The sequence below is a fragment of the Vibrio navarrensis genome (assembly GCF_015767675.1).
In the GTDB taxonomy this organism is placed as follows: domain Bacteria; phylum Pseudomonadota; class Gammaproteobacteria; order Enterobacterales; family Vibrionaceae; genus Vibrio.
This window is the reverse complement of the sequence record NZ_CP065217.1, coordinates 1,509,929-1,521,874: the sequence shown is the minus strand read 5'-3', so window position 1 is coordinate 1,521,874 and position 11,946 is coordinate 1,509,929. Positions and strand designations below refer to the sequence as shown.

The 11,946-nt window shown below is 51.4% G+C and carries 13 protein-coding genes; 4 read left to right on the top strand and 9 right to left on the bottom strand.

The window, feature by feature from the left end; genetic code table 11:
- Positions 1–5 precede the first annotated feature (5 nt).
- The 3 genes from I3X05_RS06895 to I3X05_RS06885 all read left to right on the top strand — a co-directional run bounded on the left by I3X05_RS06895 (position 6) and on the right by I3X05_RS06885 (position 2,555).
- Complete coding sequence (locus I3X05_RS06895) at positions 6–1,217, top strand: MFS transporter (RefSeq protein WP_045571567.1); 1,212 nt, start codon at positions 6–8, stop codon at positions 1,215–1,217.
- Between the two features lie 57 nt (positions 1,218–1,274).
- Positions 1,275–1,832, top strand: coding sequence for a DUF1415 domain-containing protein (locus I3X05_RS06890; RefSeq protein WP_045571566.1), 558 nt, complete (start codon positions 1,275–1,277; stop codon positions 1,830–1,832).
- Positions 1,833–1,979: 147 nt separating this feature from the next.
- Entirely contained in the window at positions 1,980–2,555 is a 576-nt protein-coding gene (locus I3X05_RS06885) for a nucleoside triphosphate pyrophosphohydrolase family protein (RefSeq protein ID WP_045571565.1), read from the top strand.
- A gap of 103 nt (positions 2,556–2,658) precedes the next feature.
- On the opposite strand, the gene btuD is transcribed toward I3X05_RS06885, so the two are convergent.
- The 8 genes from btuD to cobT all read right to left on the bottom strand — a co-directional run bounded on the left by btuD (position 2,659) and on the right by cobT (position 10,602).
- Positions 2,659–3,423 carry a vitamin B12 ABC transporter ATP-binding protein BtuD gene (gene btuD, locus I3X05_RS06880; RefSeq protein ID WP_193185003.1) on the bottom strand — a complete coding sequence of 255 codons (765 nt, stop codon included), beginning with the start codon at positions 3,421–3,423 and terminating at the stop codon, positions 2,659–2,661.
- A complete protein-coding gene (gene btuC, locus I3X05_RS06875; protein WP_337971073.1) occupies positions 3,413–4,408 on the bottom strand; it encodes a vitamin B12 ABC transporter permease BtuC in 996 nt (331 codons plus the stop codon). The genes btuD and btuC overlap by 11 nt, the downstream gene beginning before the upstream one ends.
- Before the next feature lie 93 nt (positions 4,409–4,501).
- The gene (locus tag I3X05_RS06870; protein WP_045571562.1) at positions 4,502–5,530 is read right to left on the bottom strand and encodes a succinylglutamate desuccinylase; all 1,029 of its coding nucleotides are present in this window, start codon (positions 5,528–5,530) and stop codon (positions 4,502–4,504) included.
- Between the two features lie 232 nt (positions 5,531–5,762).
- On the bottom strand, positions 5,763–7,562 hold the full coding sequence (locus tag I3X05_RS06865) for a M3 family oligoendopeptidase (RefSeq protein WP_337971072.1): 1,800 nt from the start codon (positions 7,560–7,562) through the stop codon (positions 5,763–5,765).
- 10 nt (positions 7,563–7,572) lie between these two features.
- Positions 7,573–8,250, bottom strand: a complete 678-nt coding sequence (cobC, locus tag I3X05_RS06860; RefSeq protein ID WP_193166637.1) for an alpha-ribazole phosphatase family protein — start codon at positions 8,248–8,250, stop codon at positions 7,573–7,575.
- 1 nt (position 8,251) lies between these two features.
- On the bottom strand, positions 8,252–8,791 hold the full coding sequence (gene cobU, locus I3X05_RS06855; RefSeq protein WP_193166636.1) for a bifunctional adenosylcobinamide kinase/adenosylcobinamide-phosphate guanylyltransferase: 540 nt from the start codon (positions 8,789–8,791) through the stop codon (positions 8,252–8,254).
- A gap of 8 nt (positions 8,792–8,799) precedes the next feature.
- Positions 8,800–9,573: an adenosylcobinamide-GDP ribazoletransferase gene (locus tag I3X05_RS06850; RefSeq protein WP_045571558.1), complete on the bottom strand. Its 774-nt coding sequence runs from the start codon at positions 9,571–9,573 to the stop codon at positions 8,800–8,802.
- On the bottom strand, positions 9,574–10,602 hold the full coding sequence (gene cobT, locus I3X05_RS06845) for a nicotinate-nucleotide--dimethylbenzimidazole phosphoribosyltransferase (RefSeq protein WP_193166635.1): 1,029 nt from the start codon (positions 10,600–10,602) through the stop codon (positions 9,574–9,576). It abuts the gene before it with no gap.
- 140 nt (positions 10,603–10,742) lie between these two features.
- Between cobT and I3X05_RS06840 the strand changes: the two genes are divergently transcribed.
- Positions 10,743–11,441 carry an NAD(P)H-binding protein gene (locus tag I3X05_RS06840; protein ID WP_337971071.1) on the top strand — a complete coding sequence of 233 codons (699 nt, stop codon included), beginning with the start codon at positions 10,743–10,745 and terminating at the stop codon, positions 11,439–11,441.
- 315 nt (positions 11,442–11,756) lie between these two features.
- On the opposite strand, the gene I3X05_RS06835 is transcribed toward I3X05_RS06840, so the two are convergent.
- Positions 11,757–11,942 (bottom strand): hypothetical protein, encoded by a 186-nt coding sequence (locus I3X05_RS06835; protein ID WP_039436254.1) that lies wholly within the window; start codon positions 11,940–11,942, stop codon positions 11,757–11,759.
- Between the last annotated feature and the right edge of the window lie 4 nt (positions 11,943–11,946).

Here is an 11,946-nt window from a genome sequence, read left to right as displayed (position 1 = left end):
TAGAGATGTACGACCTTGGCAGCAAACAGTATCGACATATTACCTTTGCACTCGCACTGGGCTCTTTTTTGGTGTTCTGCAATCTGTATCTTTTCCAACCCATGCTGCCAAAACTGGCACTCGAATACGCCGTTTCAGAAACGCAGGTCAACTGGATTTTCGCCGCCACCACGCTTGGCCTCTCTTTTAGCCTTGTACCGATGGCCGTATTGTCCGAAAAAATTGGCCGTCGCCGCGTCATGCTCTCTGGCCTGTTTGCCATTCCACTGTGCAGCGCCGCGCTGCTCTTTAGTGACTCCTTTCTGTTTGTCGTTGCCTGCCGCGCCTTACTGGGTGTTGCTCTCGCGGCGTTTGCCGCCGTGGCGGTGGCGTACATGGCAGAAGAACTCAGCCCAAGCGCCTTTGGCCATGCCATTGGCGGCTACATTGCGGCGAATTCGCTGGGTGGCATCAGCGGCCGGATCAGCGGCGGTTTGATGTCGGATTGGTTTGGCACCACCACCGCCATTCAAGTGATGCTGGCGTTTACTTTGCTTGGTGTGTTCGCCGTTGGCTTACTGCTTCCGGCGCAAAAAAACTTCACCGCCAGCAAGCACACCTTGTGGCAACACAACCAGACCATCGTTCAGCATTTGCGTCACACTCGGGTATGGCTGGCAATGCTGATTGGCGGTCTCAACTTCGCTTTGTTCGTCAATCTCTACTCGGTGATGGGTTTCCGCTTGGTTTCCGAACCGCATAATTTGCCCGTCGGTCTTGCCTCGTTGATCTTCCTTTGTTATCTCGGCGGCACGGTGAGTTCAAAATACACGGGAAAATGGAACCAGCGCTTTCACCCGGTAATAGGGATGTTAACTGGCGCGGTCATCAGTTTGAGCGGGATGTTGATTGCCTCAATTGAGCACCTGTTTGCCATGTTGCTTGGTTTGGTGCTGATCTCTTTTGGTGCCTTTTTTACCCACACCTTGGCCTATGGCTGGGTTGGACAAAAAGCGCACAAAGCCAAAGCCACCGCTACCGCGATGTATCTGGTGCACTACTACGTCGGCGGCAGTCTGGGCGGATTTCTCCTGCTCTATTGCTGGCAACACTGGCAATGGCCGGGCGTGACTTACGGCGCGCTGGTACTGTACGCATTGCTGATTGCCGTGATCGTGAAACTGCGCAAACCCAAGTACGCCATGCTAGAGGATAAAGTAGCGCTATCAGAAAAGTAGGTTTTCGCGCTAGGTATCGCTATACTTGGCGCCCATTTTTCCAAAGCAATAACGACAATGACACAGCGCTCAACTCAAGAAATCAAACAGCAAGTGAACCAATGGTTGGATGATGTGGTGATTGGTCTCAATCTCTGCCCTTTCGCAGCCAAACCGCAACGCAATCAACAGATCAAAATTCACGTCAGTGACGCTGACAGCGAAGAAACGCTGCTGCAAGACATTCTCACTCAGTTGCTCGAATTGGATCAAAGCGAACCGAGCGAGTTGGAGACCACGCTGGTGGTGGTGCCAAACATGCTGGAAGATTTCTGGGACTACAACTTTTTCATTGATTGGGTGGAGGCGCTAATCAAACAGCAAGACTGGGAAGGGATTTTTCAAGTGGCGACCTTCCATCCCGATTACTGTTTCGGCGGCGCGCAGCCGGAAGATGACGAAAACCTCACCAATCGCTCTCCTTACCCGATTTTTCATCTGATCCGTGAAGAGAGCATGGAGAAAGTGCTGCGTCACTATCCCAATCCAGAAGCGATTCCGCACACCAACATCGCGCGCGTTTCAGCGTTGACGCCAGAGCAGCGTAAACAACTGTTTCCGTATCTCTTTTCGTAAGCGATGGCTTTCATTAAGCAGATGCTTTAACTAAGCAGATGGTTTTACCAATACGCAGACGAAACCCGCGCTAGCATGAGCCTAGGGTAGAGCTTGCCGGTTCGCTCTGGTATCATTCGCGCTTAGTAAAAACCAATGGAAAAGCACATGTATTTGTCTCAACTGACCCAAGAGATTTTTGACCACCTGTACCGCGACATCAGCGAGTTTCGCAGCACCTTCGATTTGCCAGTCGCTTCGCCTGAAAGCCTCGACGACAAAGCGGACACTCTGCATACCTCTTTGATCATCGAAGAGATGACAGAGCTCGCTGAAGCAGATAGCAAAACAGAGCAGGCTGATGCCATCGTCGATTCAGTGTATGTGTTAATGGGCAGACTGGTGCATCTTGGTCAAGCGAAGGTTGAAGACAATCTCGCCATCAGCTACCTGATTGATCTGCTGCTTAACGTGGCAAAAAACCGTGGCATTGATTTCATTCCCTGCTGGGATGAAGTGCATTCAAGCAACATGAGCAAAGTGTGTCGCAACGAGCAAGAATACGCTGACACCGAAAAGTTCTACGCTGAACAAGGCGTGAAGCTGATGGCGGTGCAAAAAGGCGATTACTTGATTGCCAAGTGTGCCGAAGATTTTGTCAGCGAAGGCAAAACCATTCGCCAAGGTAAAGTGCTGAAATCGGTTTACTACCGCCCAGCCGATCTCAGCGCGTTGACAGCCTAATCACCGCTCAGTTTTTCGCTCAACTAACCCGCGCATGGTCGCGGGTTTTTCGTCTCGATGCTCAGGTGAAAAACAGATAGGCTCAGGTAAAAAACAGATAGGCTCAGGTAAAAATCAGATAGGGGTTATCGTCCACCATCACTTTCTTCACTGAGGTGCGAAACACCTTTTGCAGATGCTCAACCGTCATCACCTGCTCTGGCGTGCCATAAGCCTCCATCACACCCTGATTAAGCAGCAGGACTTTGTCGGCATGCTGGCAGACTCGGTTTAGATCGTGATTAGCGACCACCACCGTAATGCCCTGCGCTGCGATGACATCGATCAATTGATAGAGCCATTTTTCTTGCGCAACATCCAGCGGCGCGGCTGGCTCATCAAGCAGCAAAAGCTGCGAAAAAGGGTTGAGATCACGCCAGACTTGCAGACAAACAGCGGCCAAACGCACGCGTTGCCACTCCCCGCCCGACAACGTCTGCACGCGGCGATGCAGTTTATCTTCAAGCTGTAATAACGCAGAAAGCTGCGCAATAGCCTGCTTGACATGGCTATCACTGGGTTTGCACCCGGCGGGTAAAGAGAGCGCCAACATTTGATAGACATCGATATGAAACGCTGGTTTGGCCTGCTGGGATAAATAGGCGCGAAAGCGCGCCTGTTCGGTCAGCGGCAGCGTCAGCAAACTCAACGTACCCAGCTGCACTTCGCCTTGGCCGCCATCACGCCGACTCAAAACGCCAGATAACGCAGAAAGTAAGGTGCTCTTGCCTGAGCCGTTTGGCCCAACCAGATAGACTTTTTCCCCCGCTTGGCATTGAAACGAGAGCGGGAGAAGCCGATGCCCGACGCCGATGTGGTTAACTTGCATCTTGGCTCCTTAGCAGCATCCAGATAAAAACCGGAGCGCCAATGGTGGTGGTCAGCACCCCCAGCGGCAGCTCGGCCGAATCGAGCAAGGTGCGCGCTCCAATGTCCGAGAATACCAGCAAAGCAGCCCCAGCCAACGCGGATAACGGCAGCAAGAAGCGGTTTTCACTGCCAAATGCCAAACGCAAAAGGTGCGGCACTACCAGACCAACAAAACTGATGATGCCTCCAAGCGCCACGGCGCAGCCGATCAATACCGACACCGCCAGAATCAGTTGCCAACGGATTTTGTGCACATCCAGTCCAAGCTGCGCAGCGTGCGTTTCGCCCAGCATCAGTTTATCGAGCACTTTGCCCTGTGAACAGAGCCAGAGCAGCACAGGCAAAAGCACTAAAGTCACCAGATGATGATGCCAACTGGCACCACCAATACTGCCCATCAACCAGTACATCAGTTGTCTTAGGCTCAAATCATCGCTGAAGTAGAATGCCCACGTAACGGCTGCGCCAGAGAGAATGCCAAGCGCCACCCCAACCAACAACATTCTCGAGGTAGAAAGAAGCATCGCCCTCGCCATGCCGACCAGCAACAAGGTAAAAACCAGCGCTCCTAAAATAGCTGAAATCATGAATACGCTTGGCGTTGGCATAGCGGGGAGAAAAAACATCGCGATCACCATCGCCAAACTGGCCCCGCCCGAGATGCCCAGTACGCCGGGCTCAGCCAACACATTGCCCAGCAACACTTGCAAGGTCGCGCCGCTAACCGCTAGCGCGGCACCAATTGCCAGCGCCGCTATGAGTCTTGGCAGGCGTAAATCCACCAGCAGTTTTACCTCGAAACTTGAAAGTGTAGAGAATGGCGAGAGGAAAACTTCACCCACCATCAGATAGATGGCCGAAAGGAGGAGCAGAAGCAAGGCAACCAAGATAAGCGTTTTTTGCCAGCGCTGCTGTTTGTGGTCAATAAGCTGGTGAAATTCCATGATAATCAGGCCAAATGCGGCGCAAAATAATAAAGGCCTAACTGTAACGTTAAGCCTTTCAAAAATAAACCTTCTGCGTGTCTGGCGAGCAGATTAATCGTAAACCAGCTGCCCATCTTCAAAGCGCGTTTTCACTTCACACACCATCAGCGCTGCACGTTGTCCAATCGCCACTTTGCGGTTAGGGAAGACAATGGCTTCATTGTCATTTTTCGCCATCAGTGGCTTGTCACCATCATGACCAAATACTTCGCCATGCATAAACGAGGTGAAGTTTTCCACATCGTCATCAAATCTAAAGGCAAAATCTTCATGTAAACGCACAATCGTGCGGCTGACGCGGTAAGTCACTGCTGGTTTTGGCAAATGTTCAGGCGTCATGTCAGCAACCAGATCGCGCAGGGTAATATCGAGTGCGGTAAAGCGACTGAGGTCGTTGTCACCGATACGCGCCACGCGACCCAGTTCCATAGTCAACGCTTGCGCTGAGTAGTTTTCCGCGCTGAACCAGCTAAAGGTACTGGATGGCGAATTGGACAGCAGCAGCGCTTCCACATGGCTGTGGTTGACAAAATCCACCAGCGCTCTGGAGCGCGTCGGATGGCGAGTTTTCGGGCTGATGGCAAACGAATAGTGTTTCGAACCGCGGATCGCACAGTGCAAATCAAGATGCCAACGCGTCTCTTCGTCCGTATCCGCAAAAAAGTCTTTCACCAAGATTTTCAGCGTATCGGCAATCACCAGCTCTTTGCTCATCGGGTAATCTTTGTCGTCAAACAAGCGATTGAGGTTCTCTTCAATAAATCGCGTATGGGCATTGGTGGCTTCTGGGTGAGCAATGATAAACAAGCAACGTGCTTTGACTGATTGAAATCCCGTTTCAATGTCACGAACGATCTTGTCGACCAACTCCATCGGCGCCGTTTCATCACCGTGGATCCCAGTCGAAATAATCATATTTTTGCTGCTGGCGGTGTAACTGGCCGGAATGACTTCTAACACACCGCGCTGATGCAGCTTAAGTTGCACCCCACTTGGCAGCGTCGTTGTTTGCGCATCAACGGCCTGCTGCATATCTAGGGTGTCTAACAAAAACGATTGGCGAAACAGAGAATTCGTCATGCGTTACTCCTTAATTGCACGGCGGTATGTTAATAAAATGTTTTGATGATTTATGTTGCTAGGATCCCACTTATGAAGACGAATCAATAAAATGAGTGCAAAACAGGCAAATCATACTTTCTTTTTATATGCAACTACAAAAAGCTTACTTCTTATTGAACAATAACAATACGTTAGGGAGCGAACTCTATCACATCCCTAACCATTTTCGTTATAGCTGGATCAAGTTATCTTACTGCGACACTTTTGCCAGCAAACGCTCGAACTCATCCACTTTGGCGCTGATCAGATCAATACTCTTTTGCCAGAACTCGTCTTGAGTTAAATCCATCGCCAAATGCTGAAACACCACGGCTTCCGCCATCATTGAGCCTGTATCACGCAGCAGCGAGACATAGTCTTGATAGAACTGCTCGCCTTTTTCACTGCGCTGGGCGTAAATGCCTTTGGAGAACAAGTAACCAAACAGATACGGGTAATTGTAAAAACTGATATCAGAAATCGAGAAATGCAACTTACTGGCCCAGAAATAGGGATCGGGCTCTGACATCGCTTCGCCATACCATTCTTGCCAAGTGCTGCTCATCAACGCACACAGCTCATCGGCCGATAGTTCGCCGTCAGTGCGCTGCTGATAAAAGGCTTTTTCAAACTCATAGCGCACCGGAATGTTGATCATCAGCGCCAACGCAGACGAGAGTTCTTCCCACAGCATTTCCAACTTCTCTTCGTCGCTTTGCGCCTTGGCAATCAAGTAGTCCTGCACAATGTTTTCAGCAAAAATCGACGCGGTCTCGGCCAAGGTCATTGGGTAACGGGTCTGACACAAGGGCATATCTCGCATCACCCAATTATGGAACGCGTGGCCGAGTTCATGCGCCAACGTCATCAGATCGGAACGGCTGCCCGCCCACGTCATAAACACCAAAGGCGTTCGGGTCGCCGCAAGTTTTGTGCAATAAGCGCCCAAGCGTTTGTTGTCGCCGGGAGCGGCATCAATCCAGCCATTTTCGACCATCATGTCGACAAACGTTGCCATCTCAGGATCGACTTGAGCGAACGCCGCGCGGATCACCTCAATCGCTTCTTCAAAACTATAGACCTTGGCTTCTCCCGAAAAATCAGGCATGGCGGCGAGATGATTCCACGGCTTCATCTCGTTTAAACCATGCACTTTCGCCATTAATACGCCTGCTTTTTGACCCACGTGGCGATTTTGTCTGGTCACCGAGATCATGGTCTCCAACGTCTGCGGCTGAATACGACTGCTGTACAAACTGGGTTCAAGGAAGTGAATATCGCGCTGGTGAGAGCGTTTTTGATACTCGGTTAAACGCCAACCGGAAAGCGCATTTAAGATCGCGGCAAAGGTTTCGCGATGCGTCGCCATTGCTTGTTGAATACCGCGCCACGCGCTCTCCTGACGCGCGAAGTCCGAGCCATATAAAATCGCCGCGGCTTGAGAAAAGCCGAGGGTCTGCTCTTGGCCGTCTGCCAGTTTAAGATTGACTTTCAGCGTCCCTGTCAGGTTGTCGTATAAGCGTCCCCAACCGTCACGGCCATCCACTGCCATTGCTGAGAGCAGTTGCTCTTGTGCCACACTCAAGCTTTGATCCGCCAACTTACGCAACTGCGCAATCGCGAACGCCTGTGAAGCGACATCTGGATTATCACTTTCTAAAACATCAACGATGAAATCGTCATCGGCGTGCATTAAGGCCAACTCGTACGGGCTAAACGCTTGATCCATTTCTGAACTGAGTTTGGCCATTCGGCCAACGAGTGCTTTCGCTTCGGCATGGGTCACATCGACTGACGTGTGACAGTTGGCAAAGGTATAAATGGTTGAAAGTAAACGGCCTGCCGCTTCTTTAGTGACGATGGCGTTTTGCATTACGCTGACCACTTCTTTTTGCGAAGCTTGGGTTTTGAGCAATTTAATGCATTGCTCGATCAGCTCTATATCTTGTTCGATGCGTTCATCGCTTAGATCGGCGTAAGCGATGGTGAGATCCCAACTTGGCGCTGTCATGCTGTTTTCCTTAATCAAATCTGTCTTTATTACGAATTTGCTTTGTCTGTTCGTCCCTGAGCCGCAGCGGCAGCGCAATGCTTTTCACCGTAGGGTAAGAGGCCCCGTCGCTATCGGTGAACAAGCTGATGTGCGTCAGGCTTGCGTTTTCAATGGTTAAACGTTGATACCAATGAGGATTTCGCCAGTCTACACCCAAAAGGTGGGCGAGAATAAGGCGAATGACGCCGCCGTGAGTGATGATTAACACTTTATCAGCTTGTGAGGTGACAATCTGCGACCAAGCATGAATCACTCTGTGTTGAAAATCAGCCAGACGCTCTCCCCCGGGCAGTTCGGTGTGGGCAGGGTCGCGCGAAAAGGCGTTGAGTAAAGGCCACGGGTAATCTTGCTGCGCAAATGGCCGCCCGTCGAGTTCGCCAAAGGCCATTTCTCGCCAGCCACCGTCAACCACCAGCGGTGTGCCGAGCAAACTACCGACCTGCTCAGCCAACACTCGGCAACGGCTCAGCGGAGACGTGACAATCCGAGTGAGCGGAATGATTTGCTCTTGCGTTAGCTGCTCGCACAAGGCTCTCGCTATCGCGTGTTGCATCTTGGGGTCTACTTTTGCATCGCTGGCTCCGTAAAGGCCCGGCGGCGCAGTGGTTTTTCCGTGGCGAAGCAGATAAATCTCTTTACTAGACATGTCATTCAGCCTTCTTCAAGTCCAGTGGCAATCCGGCAGCGACCAGTGTTACTTGCTGGCAGATTTGCGCTAGCCGCTGGTTCATTCGCCCGGCATTATCGACAAACAGGCGGCTCACTTTACCCATCGGCACCACGCCCAACCCCACTTCATTGGACACCAGTACCACGCTTGCCGGACAAGCGATTAACGCTTGGCAAAGCTGCGCCACTTTCTCTTCGAGCTGCGCGTTATCCGCCTGCTCTGCCAGTTCAAACAGCCAGTTATTGAGCCACACCGTCAAGCAATCAATCAGCACCACATCTTGCGCTTCGAACCTTGCCAGATACTCTGCTAGCAACAGCGGCGCTTCGTGCTCTTGCCAACCTTTGCCACGCTGCGCTTTGTGATGCGCAATCCGTTCGCTCATTTCATTATCAAACGGCACCGCCGTGGCCAGATAGTGAAGCGTGCCAGCGCTTTGCTCACACCAATTGCGCACCAGCGCTTCCGCGTGAGACGATTTCCCTGAGCGAGCCCCGCCGAGTATTAATGCTTTCATTTACCGCCTTAACCGTTATGGATCATCACAATCAGCACTAGATAGATCCCAAGTTCCATCAATTGCTGCGCAGCGCCAAGGCAATCCCCCGTAAATCCGCCAAGCCGCGCCATCAACCAACGCTTAAAGCCGATACGAAATAGCGCAGCAACGAGCAGCAGCAACAAACCTTTCGCCATGCCCAGGGTCAGGGCCGCTATTACACCACAAAAGAGCAATACCGCCAGATCGAACGAGGATTGTGCGCTGGCAAGCGGTTTGCTCTTACTCTGGTCTGCATCACTGACGTAAGGCATATCATAAATCAGCGACGCCGCCACCGCTCGGCTTAAGGTATAAGCAACGATGAGAATCAGGACAAAATCCGCTTGGCGAGCCAATGTGGTGAGAAAGACAAATTTACCTAGCAGTGCCATGGTCAAGGTTGCACTGCCGTAAGTGCCGATACGACTGTCTTTCATGATGGTGAGGCGCTTTTCTACTGTCATACCGCCGCCAATGCCATCCGCCATGTCGGTGAGTCCGTCTTCATGAAACGCGCCGGTCAGCAACAAGCTGCAAGCGATCATCAACAAGATAGCCACCTGAAACGGCACAAGTTGTGCGGCCAAGGTGTAAAACAGCGCGCACAAACTACCAAGCAACGCACCAACCAAGGCAAAATAACGCCCAGATTGATTCATTCGCTCGGGGGAATACGGCGTGTTGGCTGGCACTGGCAAGCGGCTGAAAAAACTCAGCGCCAGACAAAACAGTTCGAACTGGTAACGAAGAAACGCCATTTACACCGTGACTCCTGCACTCTCAAAACTGGCCATCTGGTTGTAAAACTGTGCCGCCGCTTTGACCAATGGGTACGCCAGCGCGGCGCCAGTGCCTTCTCCCAAGCGCAAACCGAGGTCGATCAGCGGCTGTGCGTCTAACAGCTGCAACACGATTTGGTGCCCCTGCTCTTCTGAGCGATGGGCAAACAGCAAGTAATCTCGTACGTTTGGCTCCAGCAGCGTGGCAATATAAGCGGCCACCGAAACAATAAAACCATCGACCAATACTGGCGTTTTATGCTGCTCAGCGGCCAAAAATGCCCCCACCATAGTGACAATCTCAAACCCGCCCACTTGCGCCAGCACTTCTTTTATGGGCAACTCATAGCAGCGACCGACGCCCTGTGCCACCAGTTTGATCTTCAATGACAACTGCTCTGCGGAAATGCCGGTCCCTTTACCGACACAGTGATCCACTTCGTGTCCAGACAGCGCGCTCAGCAGCGCTGCTGCCGAACTGGTATTGGCGATGCCCATCTCGCCAAACATCAACAAATCCGCCCCGAGCATGCAGCGCTGCTTAACAATCTCTGCGCCATTGCTTAAACCTTGTTCGACTTGCTCAAGGCTCATCGCCGCTTGCTGAGCAAAATTGTGCGTTCGCTCGCCCAAGCGACGCAACAGTAAATTGGGTGCTGTCTGCGTCACCGGATACAAAATGCCACAGTCGATGACCGTAAGTTCAATATCGTTGCCGCGACAAAAACAGTTGATCGCCGCACCACCAGCCAGAAAGTTCAGCACCATCTGCTGCGTCACTGCGCTGGGCGCGATGCTAACCCCTTCATCCGCGATGCCGTGGTCACCAGCAAACAGCAACATTTGCGGTTTGCGCAGTTCAATCTGCACCGCCACTTGGCTTTGGCCTTGACTTTGGATGAGCGCCAGTTGCAACGCCACTGTCTCCAATTGGCCGAGAGCGCCAAGCGGCTTGGTTTTGTTGTCGATAATGTGTTGAATTTGCGCGGCGAATTGTTGATCTAACATGACGTCCTCTGTCTTAAACTGACGGGAAAAAAGAAGTGACCTAGTGTAACCTCTAGCGACAGCGGATCGCCAGCGCTAAGCTAATGATAGTAAAGACGACTTGCTGAACACTATGAGCAGCGAATCAATTAGGAGTAACGATGAGTATCAATCAGGACAATCACTGCGTAATCATTGCTGGCGCGACTGGCTTGGTTGGCTCAAGGCTACTTCAGCACATTTTGCAGCATGACGCGATTGGCACCGTCTACGCCTTAAGCCGCCGGCCGCCAAAAGTCGCGCATACTGGCAATGACAAGGTACATTTACTGCTCGACCCTGAGCTCAAAATTACCGCTTGGGATGAGAGTTTACCAAGGCCCACCATCGGTTTTATCTGCTTGGGCAGTACGCGAAGGCAAGCTGGCGGCCGGGCAAAACTGCGCCAGGTGGACTTTGAACTTGTCTGCCATGTAGCACAAAGCATGAAGGTGCTTGGCGTGTCCAAGTTGGCCGTCGTCTCCAGCTTGGGCGCAGATGCACATTCTCCGTTCCACTATCTAAAGTGCAAAGGACAGATGGAAAATGCGTTGATGCAGATGGCGTTTGAACAACTGGTGATCGTCCGGCCCGGCCCTTTGCTGGGAGCGCGCGAGCAGCAGCGCCAAGACGAAAAATGGCTGCAATGCCTGATGCGACCAATCACACCTTTGCTACGCGGCCGGCTACACAACTGGACACCCGTCAGCGCAGACACGGTCGCCGAAGCAATGCTTTATCGCACCTTCAGCCACCCCCATCGCAAAATAGAGATTTTGCATAAACTTGAGATGGAACAGTTGTTGTCACCGTTTCGCTAGGTTTTACGCTGCGAGTCGGGTGTATAACCGTTTGATGGTCTTTGCCCTTTCTGAGCTTGATGCCCAGCGAAGTCGTTGCCAGCGCTGGCGTGCAATGGTCTAATACACCTTTTGCAGCTCTCAATGGTACGCCGGATGCACCAGGATAATCAGCCTACATTCTTCTTTTTTGATTATGAATCAACCGACGTAACTAAATGATTTAATAAAAATAAAATTAACCTCAATAATTATTTAGACGCAATTTGGACGCAGACTCTAACCATAATTTTTGCTTTAGAAAGATAAAAGGCTGACAAATGCCAGCCTGTGTTATCACTCAACTTGATCTAGAAGCCTAGTCATCATCCAAGACACATACGCTATCCGCTCCGCTTTCTCTGATAAGGCGCTATTGCCTACATTCTTCAACAGCTCGTTGTTCAGTTCAGATGCCATTGAGCTTAAGTGATTTAAGCCAGCTTCAATATCATCCAAACTCACCTTCTTTTTAGAGTTCATTATT